General features: G+C 72.3%; 13 protein-coding genes, 1 tRNA gene and 1 rRNA gene. 11 read left to right on the top strand and 4 right to left on the bottom strand.

Features of this window, described 5'->3' with window-relative positions; all coding sequences use genetic code 11:
* Window positions 1–93, top strand: a 5S ribosomal RNA gene (gene rrf / locus ACWFQ8_RS23550); the annotation flags it as partial.
* Window positions 94–98: 5 nt separating this feature from the next.
* A tRNA-Thr gene (locus tag ACWFQ8_RS23555) sits at window positions 99–171 on the top strand.
* Window positions 172–314: 143 nt separating this feature from the next.
* On the opposite strand, the gene ACWFQ8_RS23560 is transcribed toward ACWFQ8_RS23555, so the two are convergent.
* Window positions 315–2,897 (bottom strand): SpoIIE family protein phosphatase, encoded by a 2,583-nt coding sequence (locus ACWFQ8_RS23560; RefSeq protein ID WP_453788229.1) that lies wholly within the window; start codon window positions 2,895–2,897, stop codon window positions 315–317.
* Window positions 2,898–3,063: 166 nt separating this feature from the next.
* Between ACWFQ8_RS23560 and ACWFQ8_RS23565 the strand changes: the two genes are divergently transcribed.
* The 9 genes from ACWFQ8_RS23565 (at window position 3,064) to ACWFQ8_RS23605 (ending at window position 17,479) form a co-directional block, all read left to right on the top strand.
* Window positions 3,064–8,619, top strand: coding sequence for a HAMP domain-containing protein (locus ACWFQ8_RS23565; RefSeq protein WP_453788230.1), 5,556 nt, complete (start codon window positions 3,064–3,066; stop codon window positions 8,617–8,619).
* 274 nt (window positions 8,620–8,893) lie between these two features.
* A complete protein-coding gene (locus tag ACWFQ8_RS23570) occupies window positions 8,894–9,574 on the top strand; it encodes a response regulator (RefSeq protein ID WP_453788231.1) in 681 nt (226 codons plus the stop codon).
* Between the two features lie 188 nt (window positions 9,575–9,762).
* The gene (locus ACWFQ8_RS23575) at window positions 9,763–12,585 is read left to right on the top strand and encodes a DNA translocase FtsK (protein WP_453788232.1); all 2,823 of its coding nucleotides are present in this window, start codon (window positions 9,763–9,765) and stop codon (window positions 12,583–12,585) included.
* 233 nt (window positions 12,586–12,818) lie between these two features.
* Entirely contained in the window at window positions 12,819–13,715 is an 897-nt protein-coding gene (locus ACWFQ8_RS23580) for a helix-turn-helix domain-containing protein (RefSeq protein WP_453788280.1), read from the top strand.
* Between the two features lie 125 nt (window positions 13,716–13,840).
* Entirely contained in the window at window positions 13,841–15,337 is a 1,497-nt protein-coding gene (gene rimO, locus ACWFQ8_RS23585) for a 30S ribosomal protein S12 methylthiotransferase RimO (protein WP_453788233.1), read from the top strand.
* Complete coding sequence (gene pgsA / locus ACWFQ8_RS23590) at window positions 15,334–15,990, top strand: CDP-diacylglycerol--glycerol-3-phosphate 3-phosphatidyltransferase (protein ID WP_453788234.1); 657 nt, start codon at window positions 15,334–15,336, stop codon at window positions 15,988–15,990. The genes rimO and pgsA overlap by 4 nt, the downstream gene beginning before the upstream one ends.
* On the top strand, window positions 15,987–16,541 hold the full coding sequence (locus ACWFQ8_RS23595) for a CinA family protein (RefSeq protein ID WP_453788235.1): 555 nt from the start codon (window positions 15,987–15,989) through the stop codon (window positions 16,539–16,541). The genes pgsA and ACWFQ8_RS23595 overlap by 4 nt, the downstream gene beginning before the upstream one ends.
* Window positions 16,542–16,650: 109 nt before the next feature.
* On the top strand, window positions 16,651–17,031 hold the full coding sequence (locus ACWFQ8_RS23600; protein ID WP_453788236.1) for a helix-turn-helix domain-containing protein: 381 nt from the start codon (window positions 16,651–16,653) through the stop codon (window positions 17,029–17,031).
* 166 nt (window positions 17,032–17,197) lie between these two features.
* Window positions 17,198–17,479, top strand: a complete 282-nt coding sequence (locus tag ACWFQ8_RS23605; protein WP_453788237.1) for a hypothetical protein — start codon at window positions 17,198–17,200, stop codon at window positions 17,477–17,479.
* Here the strand turns inward: ACWFQ8_RS23605 and ACWFQ8_RS23610 are convergent.
* From ACWFQ8_RS23610 to ACWFQ8_RS23620, 3 genes are all read right to left on the bottom strand, one after another.
* A complete protein-coding gene (locus ACWFQ8_RS23610) occupies window positions 17,427–18,197 on the bottom strand; it encodes an SDR family NAD(P)-dependent oxidoreductase (RefSeq protein ID WP_453788238.1) in 771 nt (256 codons plus the stop codon). The genes ACWFQ8_RS23605 and ACWFQ8_RS23610 overlap by 53 nt on opposite strands.
* 74 nt (window positions 18,198–18,271) lie before the next feature.
* The gene (locus ACWFQ8_RS23615; protein WP_453788239.1) at window positions 18,272–19,066 is read right to left on the bottom strand and encodes an Fpg/Nei family DNA glycosylase; all 795 of its coding nucleotides are present in this window, start codon (window positions 19,064–19,066) and stop codon (window positions 18,272–18,274) included.
* Window positions 19,067–19,287: 221 nt separating this feature from the next.
* Window positions 19,288–23,877, bottom strand: coding sequence for an ATP-dependent helicase (locus ACWFQ8_RS23620; RefSeq protein ID WP_453788240.1), 4,590 nt, complete (start codon window positions 23,875–23,877; stop codon window positions 19,288–19,290).
* Between the last annotated feature and the right edge of the window lie 58 nt (window positions 23,878–23,935).

The raw sequence follows: 23,935 nt of genomic DNA on the forward strand, positions 1-23,935 counted from the left end.
ACGCCCGGTTACATTCCGAACCCGGAAGCTAAGCCTTTCAGCGCCGATGGTACTGCAGGGGGGACCCTGTGGGAGAGTAGGACGCCGCCGAACAACCCGCCCTTTTAGCTCAGTCGGTAGAGCGTCTCCATGGTAAGGAGAAGGTCAACGGTTCGATTCCGTTAAAGGGCTCTGACAAAGAAAGGCCCCCGCCTCTTGGCGGGGGCCTTTCTTGCGTTCCGGGGTCCGATGGACCGGATTCACCCGCTCCCGAGAATCCGGGGCGGGTGAAAGAGCGGGTGACGGAGCGGGTGAGGTCGCGAACCGGCCCGTGGCTACTCGCCCTCGCGTTGCTGCGGGACCCGGAAGGCGAGGATGGCCATGTCGTCCGAGGCCGGTTCCGCGGCGAAGCGTTCCACCGCGCGCAGGATGCGTGAGGCGACCGCGCCGGCGGTCAGGCCGGTGCAGGTGGTGAGTACCTCGGCCAGGCCGTCGTCGCCGAGCATGCGGCTGCCCTCGCGGCGTTCGGTCACGCCGTCCGTGACGCACAGCAGGACGTCGCCCGGGTCCAGGGTCATGGTCTGCTCGTAGAGCTCCAGGTCGTCGATCACGCCCAGCAGGGGCTGGGGGTCCGCGGCCGGGGTGACCTCGCCGTTCGTGCGCAGGCGCAGCGGCAGCGGGTGGCCGGCGCAGACGACCTTCATCAGGGCGCTGCCGTCGGTCTGCGGGTGGAGCTCTCCGTACAGGAGGGTGAGGAAACGGCTGCGGGCGCCCTCGTCGAGGATCGCCGCGTTGAGCCGCTCCAGTACGGCCGGGCCGCCCAGGCCCTCGCGGGCCAGGAGGCGCAGGGCGTGCCGGGCCAGGCCGGTGACGGCCGCCGCCTCCGGGCCCGTACCGCAGACATCGCCGATGGCGAAGCCGTACACGCCGTCGCGGATCGGGAAGACGTCGTAGAAGTCGCCGCCGACCTCGTTGCCCTCGCCGGCCGCGCGGTAGATGACGTCGACCTCCATGCCCGGGACCGCGGGTGAGCCCGGCGGCAGCAGGCTGCGCTGGAGGGAGCGGCTGATCGCGGTGCGCTCGGAGTAGAGGCGGGCGTTGTCGAGGGCGAGCGCGGCGCGGCGGGAGAGGTCTTCCGCCAGTTCGAGGATCTCCTGGCGGAAGTGCTCCTCCCTCGGCTTGCCCAGGGTGAGCAGGCCGATCACGCGGTTGCGGGCCAGCAGGGGCAGCACGACCGTCTCGCCGCCGACCGCGAGGGCCGTCTCCGGCCAGGGGCGGGCGCCGGCCTCGCGGACCGGCTCGGGCGGGCTGACCCGGGAGAGCAGGGCCTTGAGTCCGTCGATGCGGTCCTCGTCCTCGTGCAGGACGTAGGAGAGGTACGGGTCGGAGGACTGGTCGGCGATGGTGTAGACGGCACACCAGGTGGCCAGGGTGGGGACCGTCATCTGGGCCATGAGAGCCAGGGTCTGGTCCCGGTCGAGGGTGCCGGCCAGCAGGTCGGAGGCCTCGACGAGGAAGGAGAGTGAGCCCCGGCGCAGGCGTTCCAGCTCGCCGAGGCGGGCCGACTCGACGGCGAGGGCGATCCGGTCCGCGGCGAACTGGAGGTGCAGTGCGTCCTCGTTCGTGTAGCGGCCGGGGGTTTCCGCGGCGACGCCGAGGGAGCCGGTGAGCCGGCCCTCGATCTTGAGCGGCACGGTGACCACGGAGCGCATGCCGGTGTTCTCCAGGAGCGGGACCGCTCCGGAGACGGCGGCGAGGTCGTCGTGGACGGCGGGCATGCGGGCGGAGCCGTAGCGGTGGGTGCCGGCCTCGATGGGGACGCGGGCGAAGCGCTGGCGGGTGGAGGGCAGGCCGGTCGTGGCGCGCACCTCCAGCTCCGTCTCGTCGTCGGTGGCCAGCAGCAGGAAGGCGGCGTCGGCGTCGAGGAGGTCGCGGGCCCGCTCGACGGTGCGCTGGAGGAGGCCGTCCAGGTCCTCGGGGGCGGGGGAGCCGATGAACACCTCGAAGGGGTCCGCGGCGCGCGGCTCGGTGAGGTGGCCGTCGGAGGCGGGAACCCGTGCGGGGGTCTGAAGGAGGGCGCGCTCGTCGTCGTGGACGAGCAGGCAGACGATCGACGGTTCGCCGTGGGCGTCGCGCACCCGCAGGTGGGAGGCGTAGACGGGGATGACCCGGCCATCGGCGCCGCGGATGCCGTAGCTGCCCTCCCAGCGGGACAGGCGCAGGGCCTCGGCGATGCCCGTGCCGGTGCCGGGGGTCTGCGGCCAGGCGGCCAGCTCGGAGAGCGGGCGGCCCATGGCCTTCTCCGCCGGGTGGCCGAAGACGTGCTCGGCGTCCTCGTTCCAGCCGGAGACGATGCCCGCCGCGTCGATCTGGAGGACGGCGACGCGCACGCGGCTGTCGGCGAGGGGGAGCAGCTGGTCGGGAACGACCGGGCCCGCGGATCGGGTACCGACCGGCCGGTCGGGTAGGTCGAGGCGGAACCACACGTGTTTGTGGGCCGCGGTGTACTCGACTCCCCAGCGGGTGGCGAGGGCGGCGCAGAGCATGAGGCCCCGGCCGTTCTCACGGTCGGGGTCAGCGTAGGGGCGCTCGCCCGGGAGCTGGAGCGGGAGCTCGCGCTCGGGGTACCGGTCGGCGACCTCGACCCGTACGCCGTCCTCGGCGCGCAGGCACAGGACCTCGGCCCGGGTCCCCGCGTGGACCACGGCGTTGGTGACGAGCTCGCTGGTGAGGACCACCGCGTCGTCGACGATGTCCGCGAAGCCCCAGCCCTGCAGGGTGTCGCGGACGAACGCGCGGGCCGCGGCGACCGAACGCCCCAGGGGGTCGAAACTGGCAGCCGCCCGTGCCGTGATCACGATTCTCCTTCGACGCGGTTGGACATCGGGTGCCAGGTTACTTACCTTCGCGGTCGGCATGGTGCCCTCGTCGGGGAATCCACCCGCAGGGTACGGCGGGTGTGCGATGGTGCCGAGATGTTATGGCCGGGTTCGGCCGGGGTGAAACACTGGGCAGGCTTGGAGAGCCGGCTCGCGGAGTCCGGCGTCCGGTGGAACAGTGGTCGACCCTTTCGGGAGGGACACGGTGGAGTCTGGCGCAGCGGTGCGGCGTACGGGAACGCGGCCGAAGGGCGGCCGCTCCCGGCGCAGTGGTACGACGGAGGTCGATACCGCGGCCCTGAACCGGCTGCTCACGGCCCTGGTGTCGATGCGGGACGGGAACTTCCGCAAGCGGTTGACGGTGTCCGGCGAAGGCGTGATGGCGGAGATCGCCGCCGTCTACAACGAGGTCGCCGACCGCAATCTCCACCTGACCGGGGAGTTGTCGAGGGTCCGGCGGATGGTGGGCCGGGAGGGCAAGCTCAGCGAACGGCTGGAAACAGGTGCGTGCGAGGGCTCCTGGGCGGCCGCGATCGACGCCTCGAACCAGCTGGTGGACGATCTGGCGCGACCGGTGTCCGAGGTGGGCCGGGTGCTGTCGGCGGTCGCCGAGGGCGATCTGGACCAGCGGATGGATCTGCGCACGCAGGCCGCCGAGGGGGCGGGGCATCCGCTGCGCGGGGAGTTCCTGAAGGTCGGGCGCACCGTCAACAACCTGGTCGACCAGCTGTCCGCGTTCACCGACGAGGTGACGCGCGTGGCGCTCGAAGTGGGTACCGAGGGCAAGCTGGGCGGTCAGGCCCAGGTGCGCGGTATGTCGGGTTCCTGGAAGGATCTGACCGACTCCGTCAACACGATGGCGTACCGGCTCACCGCTCAGGTGCGTGACATCGCTCTCGTCACGACGGCGGTGGCGAAGGGCGATCTGTCGCGCAAGGTCACGGTGCACGTGGCCGGCGAGATGCTCCAGCTGAAGAACACCGTGAACACGATGGTGGACCAGCTGTCCTCGTTCTCCTCCGAGGTGACGAGGGTCGCCCGCGAGGTGGGTACGGAGGGGGAGCTGGGCGGCCAGGCGAAGGTGCCCGGGGTCGCCGGCGTGTGGAAGGACCTGACGGATTCGGTCAACACCATGGCCGGGAACCTGACGGCCCAGGTGCGCGGGATCGCGCAGGTCACGACGGCGGTCGCGAACGGCGACCTGTCGCAGAAGGTCCGGGTGAGCGCGCGGGGCGAGGTGGCGCAGCTCGCCGAAACGATCAACCAGATGACCGAGACGCTGCGGACCTTCGCGGACGAGGTCACCCGTGTGGCCAGTGAGGTCGGTGCCAAGGGCCTGCTGGGCGGTCAGGCGCAGGTGCCGGGGGCCGCGGGTATGTGGAAGGACCTCACCGACTCGGTGAACACGGTCTTCCGCAACCTGACGACGCAGGTGCGGGACATCGCGCAGGTGACGACGGCGGTGGCCAACGGCGACCTGTCGCAGAAGGTCACGGTCGACGTGGCCGGCGAGATGCTGGAGTTGAAGAACACCGTCAACACGATGGTGGACCAGCTCCAGTCCTTCGGTGCGGAAGTGACGCGTGTGGCCCGCGAGGTCGGCGTCGAGGGTGAGCTGGGCGGTCAGGCGCAGGTGCCGGGGGCCGCGGGTACGTGGAAGGACCTCACCGACTCGGTGAACACCGCCTTCCGCAACCTCACCGGGCAGGTCCGCAACATCGCGCAGGTGACGACGGCGGTGGCCAACGGCGACCTGTCGCAGAAGGTCACCGTGGACGTCTCCGGCGAGATGCTCCAGCTGAAGAACACCGTGAACACGATGGTGGACCAGCTGTCGTCCTTCGCCGACCAGGTCACGCGGATGGCGCGGGACGTGGGTACGGAGGGCCGGCTCGGCGGTCAGGCGCGGGTGGAGGGTGTCTCCGGTACCTGGAAGGAGCTGACCGACTCCGTCAACTTCATGGCCGGGAACCTCACCTCCCAGGTGCGGCAGATCGCCCAGGTGACCACGGCGGTGGCGCGCGGTGACCTGTCGCAGAAGATCGATGTGGATGCGCGGGGCGAGATCCTGGAGTTGAAGAACACCATCAACACGATGGTGGACCAGCTCTCGGCCTTCGCGGAGCAGGTGACCCGCGTGGCGCGCGAGGTGGGTACGGACGGCCGGCTCGGCGGTCAGGCGCAGGTGCCGGGCGTGGCCGGTGTCTGGCGGGATCTGACGGACTCCGTGAACGGCATGGCCGGGAACCTGACCTCGCAGGTGCGCAACATCGCGCAGGTCGCCACGGCGGTGGCGCGCGGCGACCTGTCGCAGAAGATCGACGTGGACGCGCGGGGCGAGATCCTGGAGTTGAAGAACACCCTCAACACGATGGTGGACCAGCTCTCGAACTTCGCGGAGCAGGTGACCCGCGTCGCGCGCGAGGTGGGTACCGAGGGCATCCTCGGCGGTCAGGCGGAGGTGAAGGGTGTCTCCGGCACCTGGAAGGACCTCACGCAGTCCGTCAACTTCATGGCCAACAACCTGACCTCGCAGGTGCGCAACATCGCCGAGGTGACCACGGCGGTCGCGATGGGCGACCTCTCCAAGAAGATCACGGTCGACGCCAAGGGCGAGATCCTCGAACTGGTCACCACGGTCAACACCATGGTCGACCAGCTGTCCTCCTTCGCCGAGCAGGTGACCCGGGTGGCCCGCGAGGTGGGTACCGAGGGCATCCTGGGCGGTCAGGCCCGGGTGCGCGGGGTGACCGGCATCTGGAAGGACCTCAGCGACAACGTCAACACGATGGCCGGCAACCTGACGGCCCAGGTGCGCGGGATCGCCCAGGTCTCGGCGGCGGTCGCCAACGGCGACCTGACGAAGAAGGTCACGGTCGAGGCGCGCGGCGAGGTCGCGCAGCTCGCGGACACGGTCAACACGATGGTGAAGACCCTGTCGTCCTTCGCCGACGAGGTGACCCGGGTGGCGCGCGAGGTGGGTACGGAGGGCCGCCTGGGTGGTCAGGCGCACGTCCCCGGGGTGTCCGGGACGTGGAAGGACCTGACGGACTCGGTGAACTTCATGGCCTCCAACCTGACCGGTCAGGTGCGGCAGATCGCCATGGTCACGACCGCCATCGCCAAGGGCGACATGACCAAGAAGATCGACATCGATGCCCGCGGCGAGATCCTGGAGCTCAAGACCACCATCAACACGATGGTCGACCAGCTGTCGTCCTTCGCGGACCAGGTCACGCGGGTCGCCCGCGAAGTGGGTACGGAAGGCATCCTGGGCGGTCAGGCGCGCGTGCGGGACGTCGACGGGACCTGGCGGGACCTGACGGAATCCGTGAACGAGATGGCCGGGAACCTCACCCGGCAGGTGCGCGCGATCGCGGCCGTGGCCACGGCGGTGACCCGCGGCGATCTGAGCCTGAAGGTCGACGTGGACGCCGCGGGGGAGATCCAGGTCCTCCAGGACAACATCAACACGATGATCGTCAACCTGCGCGACACCACTTTGGCCAACAAGGAGCAGGACTGGCTCAAGGGCAACCTCGCCCGGATCTCCGCCCTGATGCAGGGGCGTCGGGAGCTCGACGACGTGGCCTCGCTGATCATGAGCGAGCTCACCCCAGTGGTGTCCGCGCAGCACGGCGCGTTCTTCCTGGCGCTGCCGGCCGGAGGCACCACCGAGATCGGGACGGAGGGGGGCGCGGACGGTTCGTACGAGCTGCGGATGCGCGGGAGTTACGCGTACGCGGGCGGCCAGGTGCCCACGTCCTTCCGGCCGGGGGAGGGGCTGATCGGGACGGTCGCCGAGGAGAAGCGGACGATCCTGGTCGAGAACACCCCGCCCGGGTACCTGAAGATCTCCTCCGGACTCGGGGAGGCACCGCCGGCGCACGTGATCGTGCTGCCGGTGCTCTTCGAGGGGAAGGTGCTCGGCGTCATCGAGCTGGCCTCCTTCACGCCGTTCACCCAGATCCAGAAGGACTTCCTCAGCCAGATCGCCGAGATGATCGGTACGAGCGTCAACACCATCAGCGTCAACTCCAAGACGGAGATGCTGCTCAAGCAGTCGCAGGAGATGACCGAGCAGTTGCGCGAGCGCTCCGACGAGCTGGAGAACCGGCAGAAGGCCCTCCAGGCCGCCAACGCCGAGCTGGAGGAGAAGGCGGAGCTGCTGGCCCGGCAGAACCGGGACATCGAGGTGAAGAACACCGAGATCGAGGAGGCCCGGCAGGTCCTGGAGGAGCGCGCCGAGCAGCTCGCGGTCTCGATGCGCTACAAGTCCGAGTTCCTGGCCAACATGTCGCACGAGCTGCGCACGCCGCTCAACTCGCTGCTGATCCTGGCCAAGCTGCTCGCCGACAACGCGGACGAGAACCTCTCGCCGAAGCAGGTGGAGTTCGCCGAGACCATCCACGGGGCGGGCTCGGACCTGCTCCAGCTGATCAACGACATCCTGGACCTGTCCAAGGTCGAGGCCGGCAAGATGGACGTCTCGCCGACCCGGATCGCGCTGGTCCAGCTCGTGGACTACGTGGAGGCGACCTTCCGCCCGCTGACCGCGGAGAAGGGGCTGGACTTCTCGGTACGGGTCTCCCCGGAGCTGCCCGCCACCTTGCACACGGACGAGCAGCGCCTCCTCCAGGTGCTGCGCAACCTGCTGTCGAACGCGGTGAAGTTCACCGACACCGGAGCCGTGGAGCTGGTGATCCGGCCGGCCGGGTCCGACGTGCCCTCGGCGATCCGGGAGCAGCTGCTGGAGGCCGGGTCGCTGCGGGAGGCCGACGCGGACCTGATCGCCTTCTCGGTGACGGACACCGGGATCGGGATCGCGGCGAGCAAGATGCTGGTGATCTTCGAGGCGTTCAAGCAGGCGGACGGGACCACGAGCCGCAAGTACGGCGGCACCGGCCTGGGCCTGTCGATCAGCCGGGAGATCGCCCGGCTGCTGGGCGGGGAGATCCACGCGGCGAGCGAGCCGGGCCGCGGGTCCACCTTCACGCTGTACCTGCCGCTGCACCCGAGCGAGCTGCCGCCGCAGGGGTACGCGCCGCCCGGGCCCGGCGGTGGCCGCGGGGAGCTGTACCGCCGGCAGGCGGAGCAGACGCGGCCCGCGCTGCCCGCGGGCCCGGCGGCGCCGCCCGCGACCGGGGCGCCCGTCCAGGCGCAGCCGGCGAGGGCCGCGCTGTCCGGATCGCGGTCCGAGAACGGGCAGCCGGGCCAGGGCGGCGGCCACGGCGGCGGCGCGCTGTTCCGGCGCCGGCGCAAGGCGCTGGGCGACGCGGACGGGCGGTCCGCGGCGGTGCCGGGGCAGCCGAACGCGGTGGGCGCCGAGGACGGCTGGGGGAGCGCGGACGAGGAACTCCCGGTGGTGCCCCGGACGTACGACTTCCACGGCGAGAAGGTGCTGATCGTGGACGACGACGTCCGCAACGTCTTCGCGCTGACCAGCGTGCTGGAACAGCACGGGCTGGCGGTGCTGTACGCGGAGAACGGACGGGAGGGCATCGAGGTCCTGGAGCAGCACGACGACGTGACGGTCGTGCTGATGGACATCATGATGCCCGAGATGGACGGGTACGCGACGACCTCGGCGATCCGGCGGATGCCGCAGTTCGCGGGGCTGCCGATCATCGCGTTGACGGCGAAGGCGATGAAGGGCGACCGCGAGAAGGCCATCGATTCGGGTGCCTCCGACTACGTCACCAAGCCGGTCGACCCGGACTACCTGCTGTCGGTGATGGAGCAGTGGATGCGCGGGAAGTGATCGCCCGGCGGGCGAAGTGAGGTGCACGGCTGACTGACCGCGGCCGTAGCGGTGTGGAAGAGCGGTGAACGGGGAACCTTCTGCTCTCCCACCACGTTTCTGCTACGTGCACAGTGACATCTCGGTGACAGGGTGTGGCGATCTCGGGACTGGGGCTACGATGACCGGCACAAGGACGGACGGCGCAAGGATGCCGTCCTCTGGGGCGGGGCCCGGCGCACAGGCCGGCGCCCGGAGCCGGGGAGGCCCCATGCCGGGGCGAGGAGGACAGGGCATGGTGCAGAAGGCCAAGATCCTCCTGGTCGACGACCGGCCGGAGAATCTGCTGGCGCTGGAGGCCATCCTCTCCGCGCTCGATCAGACACTGGTGCGGGCGTCGTCCGGGGAGGAAGCGCTCAAAGCGCTGCTGACGGACGATTTCGCGGTCATCCTGCTGGATGTGCAGATGCCGGGGATGGACGGATTCGAAACGGCCGCGCACATCAAGCGGCGGGAGCGGACGCGGGACATCCCCATCATCTTCCTCACCGCGATCAACCACGGTCCGCACCACACGTTCCGCGGCTACGCGGCGGGTGCGGTCGACTACATCTCCAAGCCCTTCGACCCGTGGGTACTGCGGGCCAAGGTCTCGGTCTTCGTGGAGCTGTACACGAAGAACTGCCAACTGCGGGAGCAGGCGGCGCTGCTGCGGCTCCAGCTGGAGGGCGGCAGCTCCAACGGGGTGGACGCGGGCAAGGAGACGGCCGGGCTGCTGGCCGAGCTGTCGGCGCGGCTCGCGGCGGTCGAGGAGCAGGCCGAGGCGCTGACCAAGCAGCTCGGCGAGGAGTCGGCCGACGGGGCGGTGGTGGCGACCGCGGCCCATCTGGAGCGCAAGCTCACCGGCCTGCGCAGGGCGCTCGACGCGCTGGAGCCCGGGACGGGCGGGGGAGCCGTACTGCCCGCTCAGGGCTAGATCCCGACCTCCCCGTCCCGCCGCTCCCCGCCCGTCCGCGGGGCGTCCGCAAGGGGTCCTGCCCGGGTGCGGTCTGGTGGCGCGTCAGCTCTGGCGGGGCGTCAAAGCGGCTGCCCGAAGAGCGACACGAACGGGTGAAGGGGTGGGCACGCGTGTCCACCGGGGTGCGCACCGGTAACCTCGGCCCCATGGCCTCACGTACGTCCGGCAAGGGTTCCCAGAGCACGGCGGGCACCGCGAAGGGCCGCACCGGCCGTACGACGGCGCCGGCGAAGAAGGCTGCTCCCGCGCGCAAGCCTCCGGCGAAGAAGGCCGCTGCGGCCAGGCGCGCCCCGGTGAAGAAGGTCGCGGCCAAGCCCGCGCCGTCTCCGACGAGCGGTGTGGTGCGGTTGCTGGCCGCCGTCTGGCTGGGCTGCGCCCACGCGGTCGGGGCGATCTTCCGCGGGGTCGGTCAAGGGGCCAGGAACCTGGATCCCGCCCACCGCAAGGACGGCGTCGCGCTGCTGCTGCTCGCCCTCGCGCTGATCGTCGCCGCCGGAACCTGGTCGAATCTGAGCGGTCCCGTCGGCGATCTGGTCACGATGCTGGTCACCGGTGCCTTCGGGCGACTGGATCTGCTCGTGCCGATCCTGCTCGGCGTGATGGCGGTGCGCTTCATCCGCCATCCCGAGCAGACGGACGCCAACGGCCGCATCGGCATCGGCCTCTCCGCCCTCGTCATCGGGGTGCTGGGCCTGGTCCACATCGCCTGCGGGGCGCCCGGCCGGGACGAGGGCACCACCGCCATGCAGGACGCGGGCGGGCTCATCGGCTGGGGCGCCTCCAAGCCGCTGATCTTCACCATGGGCGCGCCGCTGGCCGTGCCGATGCTGGTCCTGCTCACCGTCTTCGGCCTGCTCGTGGTCACCGCGACCCCGGTCAACGCGATCCCGCAGCGGCTGCGCAGGCTGGGCATCAGGCTCGGGATCATCGCGCCGAACGAGTACGACGAGGGCTACGGGGAGGCCGAGGGGGCGCCCGTTGCGGACCGGCACGACCCCGCGCGCTGGCGGGCCCGGGCGGGCTCCGGCGCGGGTGCCGGTTCCGGTGACCCGGTGGACGCGGCCGAGGACGAGGCGCTCGCCCGCCGGCGCCGGCCCCGCCGGGCCTCGGCCCGGCCCGCCATGGACCGCGAGATGGACGCCGTGGACGTGGCCGCGGCGGCCGCCGCCGCACTGGACGGGGCCGTGTACGGGGGGCTGCCGCCCTCCCCGCTGGTCGCCGACCTCACGCACGGGATCACTCCCGAGCGGGAGGGCGCGGAGCCCACCGCTCCCGTGCCGCCCGCCCGCGCGGGGCGTCCCGTACCGCCGGCGTCCACCGCGCCCGCGCGGTCCGCGGAGCCGGCCGGGCCGGCCGCGTCCGGGCCCGGCGCGGGGGAGCCGCACGCCACCACCGCGGCGGCCTCCGGGACGCTGTCGGTGCCCGACCTGACCAAGACTCCGCCGCCGGCCCAGGCCCTGCCGCCGCGGGCCGAGCAGCTCCAGCTGCGCGGGGACATCACCTACGCACTGCCTTCCCTGGACCTGCTGGAGAAGGGCGGTCCGGGCAAGACCCGCAGCGCCGCCAACGACGCCGTCGTGGCCTCGCTGACCAACGTGTTCATGGAGTTCAAGGTCGACGCGAAGGTCACCGGCTTCACCCGGGGCCCGACGGTCACCCGCTACGAGGTGGAGCTCGGCCCGGCGGTCAAGGTCGAGCGGATCACCGCGCTGGCGAAGAACATCGCCTATGCCGTGGCCTCCCCGGACGTGCGGATCATCAGCCCGATCCCGGGCAAGTCGGCGGTCGGCATCGAGATCCCGAACACCGACCGGGAGATGGTCAACCTCGGTGACGTGTTGCGGCTGGCGGACGCGGCCGAGGACGACCATCCGATGCTGGTCGCGCTCGGCAAGGACGTCGAGGGGGGCTACGTCATGGCCAACCTCGCCAAAATGCCCCACGTCCTGGTCGCCGGCGCCACCGGTTCCGGCAAGTCCTCGTGCATCAACTGCCTGATCACCTCGGTCATGGTGCGGGCCACCCCGGAGGACGTGCGGATGGTCCTGGTCGACCCCAAGCGGGTGGAGCTGACGGCGTACGAGGGCATCCCGCACCTGATCACGCCGATCATCACCAACCCCAAGCGGGCCGCCGAGGCCTTGCAGTGGGTCGTGCGCGAGATGGACCTGCGCTACGACGACCTGGCCGCCTTCGGCTACCGGCACATCGACGACTTCAATCAGGCGATCCGGGACGGCAAGATCAAACTGCCGCCGGGCAGTGAGCGGGAGCTCAGCCCGTACCCGTACCTGCTGGTGATCGTCGACGAGCTCGCGGATCTGATGATGGTGGCTCCGCGCGACGTGGAGGACTCCATCGTGCGGATCACGCAGCTGGCGCGCGCGGCCGGTATCCACCTGGTGCTGGCGACCCAACGGCCCTCGGTGGACGTGGTGACCGGCCTGATCAAGGCGAACGTGCCCTCGCGGCTCGCGTTCGCCACCTCCTCCCTCGCCGACAGCCGGGTCATCCTGGACCAGCCCGGCGCCGAGAAGCTGATCGGCAAGGGCGACGGGCTGTTCCTGCCGATGGGCGCGAACAAGCCCGTCCGGTTGCAAGGCGCCTTCGTCACCGAGGACGAGATCGCCGGCATCGTGCAGCACTGCAAGGACCAGATGGCCCCCGTCTTCCGGGACGACGTCACGGTCGGTCAGAAGCAGAAGAAGGAGATCGACGAGGACATCGGTGACGACCTGGACCTGCTGTGCCAGGCGGCCGAACTGGTGGTCTCCACCCAGTTCGGCTCCACCTCCATGCTCCAGCGCAAGCTCCGGGTGGGCTTCGCCAAGGCCGGCCGGCTCATGGACCTGATGGAGTCGCGCGGGATCGTCGGACCCAGCGAGGGCTCGAAGGCGCGGGACGTACTGCTCAAGGCCGACGAGCTGGACGGAGTGCTCGCCGTCATCCGAGGAGAGGCTCACCCGTGAGGCGCGCGGGCCCGAGGGATCGGGCGGGCAACCGTTTCCCTCGGGCCCGCGTCCAGTTGAACGGGGTGACGGTACCGCGCACGACATCGGCAGCACGCGGGGCCGCCGCACCGGGGAGATGTCCCCTCGCCATTCGGATGGCGTAGGAACAGCACCCTCCGGTTGCTCCACCCTTTCGTCACCCCCCTAGACTGAACATCCAGCAGGTGGCTACACGCTCGAAAGGCGCCCACGTGTCCATCGGCAACTCCAACTCCCCCGAAGAAGAGCGGCCTTCGACCGACGACCGGTCCGAGGACCGCATCGTCGAGCGTCCCGTCGAAGGACCGTCCATCGGGACGGCCCTCAAGGAGGCCCGGATCGCCGCCGGGCTCACAGTCGACGAGGTCAGTTCCACCACCCGCGTGCGCATTCCGATCGTGCACGCGATCGAAGAGGACGACTTCACGCGGTGCGGCGGCGACGTCTACGCCCGCGGTCATATCCGTACGCTGGCCCGCGCCGTGCAGCTCGATCCGGCACCCCTGATCGAGAGCTACGACGCGGCCCACGGCGGCCGGCCGGCACCCACCCCCGCCGCGCCGATGTTCGAAGCGGAACGGATCCGCCCCGAGCGGCAGCGGCCCAACTGGACCGCCGCCATGGTCGCCGCCATCGTCGCCGTCATCGGCTTCGTCGGCTTCACCGCGTTCAGCGGCGGCGACGGGCAGGCCAAGCGGCCGGTGGCGGAAGGTTCCGCCGCCCCGCAGCCCGCACCGAAGCAGAGCGGCGGAAAGCCCGCCGCCCAGCCCCAGCAGACCCCGCAGGCCCCCAAGCCGGAGCCTTCGGACAGCGCCATCGCCGCCGCGCCCAAGGACCTCGTCACGGTCGTCCTGACGGCCGACACCGGCGAGAGCTGGATCTCCGCGAAGGACCACAGCGGTCGGCTGCTCTTCGACGGCACCCTCGCCCAGGGTGAGTCCAAGACCTTCACGGACAAGGAGTCCGTCGACCTCGTGCTCGGCGACGCCGGCGCGGTGAAGCTCTTCGTGAACGGCAAGGAGATCAAGGACGACTTCCAGCCGGGGCAGGTGGAACGTCTCACCTACACCAAGGAGGACCCGCTCCCGGGCGAACCCCAGGCGGGCTGATCCCGGCTCTCATCCGGGCCGAACATGTGATTCCGGATCCCCGGGGTGCCGCGCCGCACCCCGGGGATCTTGCTGCGGGGGACTTGGGGCGGGGGCGGGTGTCGGGACGAAGTAGTCTTGAGTCCATGCCCGAACGCCGTACCGTCGCCCTTGTCACTCTTGGCTGCGCCCGTAACGAGGTGGACTCGGAGGAGCTCGCAGGCCGCTTGGCGGCGGATGGCTGGGAGCTCGTCGAGGACGCCGCCGACGCGGACGTAGCCGTCGTCAACACCTGCGGCTTCGTCGAAGCCGCCAAGAAGGACTCCGTAGACGCCCTGCTGGAAGCCAACGATCTCAAGGATCACGGCAAGACCCAGGCCGTCGTCGCCGTCGGCTGTATGGCCGAGCGCTACGGCAAGGAGCTGGCCGAAGCGCTCCCCGAGGCCGACGGCGTGCTCGGCTTCGACGACTACGCCGACATCTCCGACCGCCTGCAGACCATCCTCAACGGCGGCATCCACGCCTCCCACACCCCGCGCGACCGGCGCAAGCTGCTGCCGATCAGCCCCGCGGCCCGCCAGGACGCCGAGGTGGCGCTCCCCGGCCACGCCCAGGAGCCGGTGGCCGAGGCCCCCGCGGACCTCCCCGACGGACTGGCGCCCGCCTCCGGGCCGCGCGCCCCGCTGCGCCGCCGCCTCGACAAGAGCCCCGTCGCCTCGGTCAAGCTGGCCTCCGGCTGCGACCGGCGCTGCTCCTTCTGCGCCATCCCGTCCTTCCGCGGCTCCTTCATCTCCCGCCGCCCCGGCGACGTACTGGGCGAGACGCGCTGGCTCGCCGAGCAGGGTGTGAAGGAGGTCATGCTGGTCTCCGAGAACAACACCTCGTACGGCAAGGACCTCGGCGACATCCGGCTGCTGGAGACCCTGCTGCCGGAGCTGGCCGCGGTGGACGGCATCGAGCGCATCCGCGTCAGCTACCTCCAGCCCGCCGAGATGCGGCCCGGGCTGATCGACGTCCTCACCTCCACCCCCAAGGTCGTGCCGTACTTCGACCTGTCCTTCCAGCACTCGGCCCCCGACGTGCTGCGCGCCATGCGCCGCTTCGGGGACACCGACCGCTTCCTGGAACTGCTGGACACCATCCGCTCCAAGGCCCCGCAGGCCGGCGTCCGGTCCAACTTCATCGTCGGCTTCCCCGGCGAGAAGGAGTCGGACTTCGCCGAGCTGGAGCGTTTCCTCACCCACGCGCGGCTCGACGCCATCGGCGTCTTCGGCTACTCCGACGAGGACGGCACCGAGGCCGTCACGTACGAGGACAAGCTGGACGAGGAGACCATCGCCGAGCGGCTCGCCCACATGCAGCGGCTCGCCGAGGAACTCACCTCGCAGCGCGCGGAGGAGCGGATCGGGGAGACCCTGGAGGTACTCGTCGAGACCGTCGTCCCGCTGGACGAGGCCGACGAGGGCGAGGGTGCCTACGGGCGCGCCGCGCACCAGGCCCCCGAGACCGACGGGCAGGTCGTCTTCACCGACGGTACGGGCCTGGTCCCCGGGCGCATCGTCACCGCGAAGGTGGTCGGCACCCTGGGCGTGGACCTGGTGGCCGAGCCCCTGGGCCTGGATCTTGAGGAGGCGACCGGATGACCGGAGTCCCGGCATCTGCGGCGGGCGGGACCGGCCGTCGGCCCGTGCCCGGCGCGAAGCTGGGGACCGCGGCGGTCGATCAGGCCAGCCTCTGGAACATCGCCAACATCCTGACGATGATCCGGCTCGTGCTCGTGCCGGGATTCGTCCTCCTGCTGCTCGCCCAGGGCGGGTACGACCCGGCCTGGCGGGCCTGGGCGTGGGCGGCGTTCGCCGTTGCCATGATCACGGACATCTTCGACGGCCACCTGGCCCGGACGTACAACCTGGTCACCGACTTCGGCAAGATCGCCGACCCCATCGCCGACAAGGCGATCATGGGCTCCGCGCTGATCTGCCTGTCCTGGCTGGGCGACCTGCCCTGGTGGGTGACCGGAGTGATCCTCGGGCGGGAGCTCGGGATCACACTGCTCCGGTTCTGGGTGATCCGCTACGGCGTGATTCCGGCCAGCCGGGGCGGCAAGCTGAAGACCCTGGCCCAGGGCACGGCTGTGGGCATGTACGTCCTCGCGCTGACCGGGCCGCTGGCGACCCTGCGCTTCTGGATGATGGGGGTCGCCGTCGTGCTGACCGTCGTCACCGGTCTGGACTACATCCGCCAGGCGGTCGTACTGCGCCGCCGGGGCATCGAGGCGGAGCGGGCCGAGCGGTGACCGCGGCGGGGGGCGCTCCGGGACCGCGGGGCGCGGACGGTGCGGCGGATGCGGCGACCCAGGTGCTGCGGCTGCTCGCGCGGAGCGGCCAGACGGTCGCGGTCGCGGAATCGCTGACCGGCGGCATGGTCGCCGCCGAGCTCACGGCAGTCCCCGGCTCTTCCCGGTCCTTCCGGGGGTCGGTCACGGCCTACGCCACCGAGCTCAAGCACCGGGTGCTGGGCGTGGACGCCGCGCTGCTCGCCGCCGAGGGTGCGGTGAACGCGCGGGTCGCCGAGGAGATGGCGGCCGGCGTGCGGCGGGTCATGGACGCCTCCTGGGGGATCGCGACCACCGGAGTGGCCGGACCGGCCCCGCAGGACGGGCAGCCCGTGGGCACGGTTTTCATCGCCGTGGACGGCCCCGGGGGCAGGAAAACGGCCCGGCTGAGGTTGAACGGCTCCCGCACGGAAATTCGTAGGGAGAGTGCACGCACAGTGCTGGAACTTCTGTGGAGCCAACTCCGCGAGAATGCGCGGAGGCAGGATACGGAACAGAACGGGGGGATTTGATGTTTGCAGCCCTGAGTGAACACGACATCGCTCCCCGCACGGCCGCGGCGCGAGGCGGTACGGTGGGGCGTGAAGGATGCGGCTACACGGTCAGAGGAGGGAGCCACCGATGATTCTGCTCCGTCGCCTGCTGGGTGACGTGCTGCGTCGGCAGCGCCAGCGCCAGGGCCGTACTCTGCGCGAAGTCTCCTCGTCGGCCCGAGTCTCGCTCGGCTATCTCTCCGAGGTGGAGCGGGGGCAGAAGGAGGCATCCTCCGAGCTGCTCTCCGCGATCTGCGACGCGTTGGACGTACGGATGTCCGAGCTGATGCGCGAAGTCAGCGACGAACTGTCGCTGGCCGAACTGGCACAGTCGGCCGCGGCAAGCGAACCGGTGCCTGCGCCGGTCCGCCCGATGCTCAATTCGGTCTCCATGGCTTCGGTCACGGCCGGACCGGAGCGGGTGACCATCAAGGCGCCTGCGGAAGCGGTGAATGTCGTAGCCGCGTGAGTGCGTGAGCCTGTGAGTGTGGCCGGGGCCCCGGTCGGTGCATCGAGCACCGGCCGGGGCCCCGTGCTGTGCCCCCGGTCGTGCGGCGGGTGGGCATTGTGGGTGCGGGGGCGCGGGGGGTGCGGGAGTATGGGGCCGTGCGGGTTCCGGTCCCTGGGAGGTAGCCGTGCGGCGGTTACTGCCCGTGCCCGCGGCCCTGGTGCTCGCGCTGGCGGTGGGGGCCCTGTGGTGGTGGGCCGTGCTGCGGATGGTGCTGGCCCCCGAGGAGGCCGGGCCCGTCGAGGGCGCGGTGGCCGTGGGCGGCTGGGGGTTGGGTCTGCTGCCGGTGCACTGCGTCCCGCGGCCGGTGCGCCGGGCTCGGCGTGCGGCGGGCGGGGACGCGGTGACCGCCGAGGTCACCAGGGCATCGACACTCCACCGTTCGGGCGAAGTATCTGGCCCGTCATGAAGGACGAGGCGTCCGAGGCGAGGTAGAGCACGGCCCGGGCGACGTCCTCCGGCTCGCCGACCCGGCGCAGGGGGGACATGCGGATCATCAGCGCCTCGGTCCGCTCCTGGACCTCCCGGCCGTGCCGATCGGTCATCGGCGTGCGGATCCAGCCCGGTGCGACGGCGTTGACCCGGATACCGTGCGGGCCGGCCTCGGTGGCGAGGGTCCTGGTCAGCTGGACCACGGCGGCCTTGGCGGCGCTGTAGCAGAGCAGGCCGGGCCGGGCGGCGTCCACGGCGCCGGAGGCCATGGTGATGATCGAGCCCGGGCGGCCCGCGGCGATCATGGCCCGCGCGGCCTCCTGGCAGGTGCGCAGGACGCCCTTGAAGTTGATGTCGAGGACCCGGTCGAGGTCCTCGTCGGCCGTCTCCAGGACACTGCTGGTGTGCATGACCCCGGCGATGGCGGCCGCGATGTCGAGGGTGCCCGCCGCGGCCACGGCGCTGCGGAGCGCCGCCCGGTCGGTGACGTCGAGGGCGTGGACGGTCGCGCAGCCGCCGGTCTCGGCGGCGAGCTCGGCCGTCTCGGCGAGGCCCGGCGCGTCGCGGTCGGCGCAGTGGACGTGCGCGCCCGCCCCTGCGAGGAGGACGGCGGTGGCGCGGCCGATACCGCTGGCGGCGCCGGTGACCAGAGCGGTACGGCCGGTGAGGTCGTACGGAGCTGTGGGTGTGGGCATGCGGGGACGGTACGGGCGTATCTGACGGACCGTCAATGGGGCGGGGTGCGGTGGATCCGTTCCCGGAGCCGGTCTCAGGGGGTGGGGCCGCTCTGGCAGTGCGGGCACCAGTACGTGGGGCGGTCGTCCTGCTGGGCCACGCGGATGCGGGTGCCGCAGCGCAGGCAGGGGCGGTGGGCGCGGCCGTAGACGAAGAGGTCCTGGCCGGGGCGGCGGCTGCCGGTGGTGTTGCGGGGGCCCGGTCGGTCGCCGATGTTCGCGGCCAGCAGGCGGTGGGCGGCGGCGGCCAGGCGGGGGAGGACGGACTCGGGGAGCGCGCCGACCGGGGTCCAGGGAGTGACCTGGGCCAGGAAGCAGACCTCGGCCTTGTAGATGTTGCCGATGCCCGCGAGGTTGCGCTGGTCGAGCAGGGCCTCGCCGAGGGGGCGGTCGGGGGCGGCCAGCAGGTTGGCGGCGGCGCGGGCGGGATCCCAGTCGGGGCCGAGGAGGTCGGGGCCGAGGTGGCCCACGACGCGGTCCTCGTCGGCGGTGCGGATCAGTTCCAGGACCGGGAGGCGATAGCCGACGGCGGTGCGGTCGGCGGTGGCGAGGATGGCCCGGATCTCGTAGGCGGGGCCGCCGCGCCACTTCTCTCCCGAGGCGAAGACGTGCCAGGCGCCGTCCATCCGGAGATGGCTGTGGAGGGTGAGGCCGCCGTCGAAGCGGGTGAGGAGGTGCTTGCCCCGGGGGGTGACGTCGAGGGTGGTGCGGCCGGTGAGGTCGGCGGTGGCGAAGCGGGGGACGCGGAGGTCGCTGCCGGTGAGGGGCTTGCCCGCGAGGGCGGCGTGGAGGCGGGAGGCGGTGTGGTGGACGGAGTCTCCTTCGGGCATGGGGTGATTGTCGCGTGGCGGCGGTGGCTGCGGCTGTGCCGATGGCTGTGCCGGTGGGGTGGCGCGGGCCGTGGGCGGTTGCGGCGCCGCTGCCGGGGTGCCGCCCCGGACCCCGTGCCTCGAACGCCGGCGGGGCTGGATGCGCGGCGGGGCTGAGGTCGAGGCTCCGCCCCGGGCCCCCGCTGCTGCGACTCGGGCCCCGGGCGGAAGCGGCGGTGGGGTCAGGGGCGGAGACGGAGGCCCTGGGGGGTGGCGTGGAAGCCGGCGGATTCCAGGGGCGGGCCGTGCGGGGAGGTGAGGGACGCGGTGGCGTTGATGCGCACCACCGTCAGGGCCGGGAGGGTGCCCGTGCGGGCGCCCGCGGCGAGGGCCGCGACGGCGGCGGTCAGGCGGGGGTCCTCGGGCTCCGCCCAGGCGAGGAGCGTCTTGCCGCCGCGCTCCAGGTACAGGACGAGCTCGCCGTCGACCAGGACCACCAGGGAGCCCGCCTTGCGGCCGGGCTTGTGCGTGGCGCCCGCCGGAGGCTCCGGCCAGGGCAGGGCGGCCCCGTACGCGTTCGCCGGATCGGCGGCGGCCAGGACCACCGCCGCCAGCGGCGGCGGGGTCCGCTCGGCGGCGCGCAACCGGTCCACGGCGCCGTCCATCGCGAACTGGGCCGCGCCCAGTCCCTCGACCACGTACCCCCGGCGCGCCTGACCGCTGTCCTCGAAGGCGGACAGGATGCGGTACACCGCGCTGAAACCGCCCTCCACGCCCTCCGCCGCCACCGCGCCCCGGGTGACCACGCCGTGGCGGTCCAGCAGGGTGCGGGCCAGCGCGTGGGCCCGGTGCGTCGGGTCCGGGGCCGCGGCGGGCAGCAGCGACCAGCGGCCAGAGACCGTGGGCGGCCCGGTACGGGACATGGTCGCGCCGAGCGTGCCGTACCGCCCGCGCGGGACGGTGCGCCGGGCGCGGTGGGCCGTGGAGCCCGCCGTGCGGCCGGAGCCGAGCAAGGAGCGCAGCGGGCCCAGGGTGTCGTTCGTCACGCGGCCGGACCAGGCCAGGTCCCACAGGGAGGTGGAGAGGTCGGCGTCGGAGGCCTCCGGATGGGCGGCCCGGACGGCTTCGGTGAGCTGGCGGAAGAAGAGCCCGTACCCGCCCGAGAGCGTGTCCAGGAGCGCCAGGTGAAGCGGGCCGAGCTCCAGCGGGTGCGGCTGCGGGAGCAGCAGGGGCGCGGCCTCGGCCACGTAGAGGGAGACCCAGCCGTCCTTGCCCGGCAGCGCCCCGGCGCCCGCCCAGAGCACCTCACCGGTCGTGGTGAGCTCGTCCAGAAGGGCCGGGGAGTATCCGCTGACGCGCGAGGGCAGGATCAGGCGCTCCAGTGCCGAGGCGGGCACGGGGGCGCCCTGGAGCTGCTCGACCGCGCGGGCCAGGCCGTCGATGCCGCGCAGCGCCCCGCCCAGGTGCTGCCACTGCGGGAGGAAGGTGGCCAGCGAGGTCGGCGGGACCGGTTCCAGCTCCTGGCGCAGCGCCGCCAGGGAGCGCCGGCGAAGCCTGCGCAGCACCGTCGCATCGCACCACTCCTGGCCGATGCCCGCCGGGTGGAACTCGCCCTGGACCACGCGCCCGACGGCCGCGAGCCGGTGCAGGGCGCCCTCGGTCACCGCCGTGCCCAGACCGAACCGGGTGGCCGCGGCCGTCGTGGTGAACGGGCCGCGGGTGCGGGCGTACCGGGCCAGCAGATCGCCCAGCGGGTCCTTGACCGGTTCGGTGAACGCCTCCGGCACCCCGACCGGGAGCGCGGTGCCCAGGGCGTCCCGCAGCCGGCCCGCGTCCTCGATCGCCGCCCAGTGGTCCGCGCCGGAGATCCGCACCCGGATGGCGCGGCGGGCCGCGCCCAGTTCGCCCGCCCAGGCCGGATCCGCGCCGCGCTCCACCAGCTCGGGCTCCGTCAGGGGCCCCAGCAGCCGCAGCAGGTCGGCCACCGACTCCGCGTCCTTGGCCCGCCGGTCCTCGGTCCGCCACTGGAGCTCCCGTTCCAGCTCCTCCAGTACCTCGGCGTCGAGCAGCTCGCGCAGTTCGGCCTGGCCGAGCAGCTCGGCCAGCAGCCGGGAGTCCAGCGACAGGGCGGCGGCCCGGCGTTCGGCGAGGGGCGAGTCGCCCTCGTAGAGGAACTGGGCGACGTATCCGAAGAGCAGGGAACGGGCGAAGGGGGAGGGCTCCGGGGTGGTGACCTCGACCAGGCGGACGCGGCGCGCCTCGATGTCCCCCATGAGCTCGGTCAGGCCGGGCACGTCGAAGACGTCCTGGAGGCATTCGCGTACGGCTTCGAGCACGATCGGGAACGAACCGAACTCCGAGGCCACCTGGAGCAGTTGGGAGGCGCGCTGGCGCTGCTGCCACAACGGGGTGCGCTTGCCCGGACTGCGGCGCGGCAGCAGCAGCGCGCGCGCCGCGCACTCGCGGAAACGGGAGGCGAAGAGCGCCGAGCCGCCGACCTCGTCGGTGACGATCCGGGTGACGTCCCCCGCGTCGAAGGCGACATCGGCCGCGCCCAGCGGCGCCTGCTCGTCGTCGAACTCGAAGGCGGGGGCGGCGCCGGGGTCGTGGTCGAGCAGGTCCGTGCTCAGCAGGTCGGCGTCCGGCAGGCGCAGCACGATGCCGTCGTCGGCGTGCATCACCTGCGCGTCCATCCCGTACCGCTCGGCCAGGCGGGCGCCGAGGGCCAGGGCCCAGGGCGCGTGCACCTGCGCGCCGAAAGGGGAGTGGACGACGACCCGCCAGTCGCCGAGCTCGTCGCGGAAGCGCTCGACCAGGATCGTCCGGTCGTCCGGGACGTGGCCGCAGGCCTCGCGCTGCTCGGCCAGGTACGCGAGGACGTTCTCGGCGGCCCAGGCGTCGAGGCCGGCGGCCAGCAGGCGCAGACGTGCGTCCTCGCCGCCGAGGCCGCCGAGCTCGCGCAGGAACGCGCCGACCGCGCGGCCCAGTTCGAGGGGGCGGCCCAGTTGGTCGCCCTTCCAGAACGGCAGCCGTCCGGGCACGCCGGGGGCCGGGGTGACGAGCACCCGGTCGCGGGTGATGTCCTCGATCCGCCAGGACGTGGTGCCCAGGGTGAAGACGTCGCCGACGCGTGATTCGTAGACCATCTCCTCATCGAGCTCGCCGACCCGGCCGCCGCCCTTCTTCGGGTCGGAACCGGCGAGGAAGACGCCGAAGAGGCCCCGGTCCGGGATGGTGCCGCCGGAGGTGACCGCGAGGCGCTGGGCCCCGGGCCGGCCGGTGACCGTACCGGCGACGCGGTCCCAGACGACCCTCGGCCGCAGCTCCGCGAACGCGTCCGACGGGTACCGGCCGGCGAGCATGTCGAGGACCGCCGTGAACGCCGACTCGGGCAGGGCCGCGAAGGGGGCGGCCCGCCGGACCAGCGCCAGCAGGTCGTCCAGCTGCCAGGTGTCCATCGCCACCATCGCGACCAGCTGTTGCGCCAGGACGTCCAGCGGGTTCGACGGGACGCGCAGCGACTCGATCGAGCCGGTGCGCATCCGCTCGGTGACCACGGCCGCCTGCACCAGGTCGCCCCGGTACTTGGGGAAGACCACGCCGGTGGAGACCGCGCCGACCTGGTGTCCGGCCCGCCCCACGCGCTGGAGCCCGGACGCCACGGAGGGCGGGGACTCCACCTGCACCACCAGGTCCACGGCCCCCATGTCGATGCCCAGCTCCAGGCTGGAGGTGGCGACCACGGCGGGCAGCCGGCCCGCCTTGAGGTCCTCCTCGACCAGGGCCCGCTGCTCCTTGGACACCGAGCCGTGGTGCGCCCGGGCCAGCAGGGGCGGGGCCCCGAGGGAGGCGCCCGACTGGGCCATGATCTCGGCCGCCGGTGCGCCCTCCGGCAGCTTCTCGCCCATGGCGCGCTCGTACGCGATCTCGTTGAGCCGGTTGCACAGGCGCTCGGCGAGGCGGCGGGAGTTGGCGAACACGATGGTGGAGCGGTGGGCCTGTACGAGGTCGGCGATGCGCTCCTCGACATGGGGCCAGATGGACGGCTTGTCCCCGCCCTCGCGGCCCTCGGTGGCGGGGGAGCCGCCCAACTCGCCCATGTCCTCCACGGGGACGACCACGGACAGGTCGAACTCCTTGGCCGACGGCGGCTGCACGATCTCCACCTTGCCGCGCGGTGCCAGGTACCGAGCCACCTCGTCCACCGGCCGCACCGTCGCCGACAGCCCGATGCGGCGGGCCGGGCGCGGCAGCAGCTCGTCCAGCCGCTCCAGGGAGAGGGCGAGGTGGGCGCCGCGCTTGGTCCCGGCGACCGCGTGCACCTCGTCCAGGATCACCGTCTCGATACCGGCGAGGGCGTCCCGGGCGGCCGAGGTGAGCATCAGGAACAGGGACTCGGGCGTGGTGATCAGGATGTCCGGCGGCCGGGTCGCGAGCTTGCGCCGTTCGGCGGGCGGGGTGTCCCCCGAGCGGATCCCGACGCGGATCTCCGGCTCCGGCAGGCCGAGGCGGACCGACTCCTGGCGGATGCCGGTGAGCGGGCTGCGCAGATTGCGCTCCACGTCGACGGCGAGGGCCTTGAGGGGCGACACGTACAGCACCCGGCAGCGCTTGCCGGGCTCGGCCGGCGGCGGTACGGAGGCCAGCCGGTCCAGGGCGGCGAGGAAGGCGGCGAGGGTCTTGCCGGAGCCGGTGGGCGCCACGACGAGCACGTCCGAGCCCTCCCCGATCGCCCGCCAGGCGCCCTCCTGGGCGGACGTGGGCGCGGAGAAGGCCCCCGTGAACCAGGAGCGGGTCGCGGGGGAGAACGTGTCGAGCGCGGAGCCGGCCATGCCCCCATCGTGCACCCCGGCACCGACAACGGCCCGGACCTGCGGGAACGCCACCGTC

It is taken from the genome of Streptomyces sp. NPDC055254 (assembly GCF_053606025.1).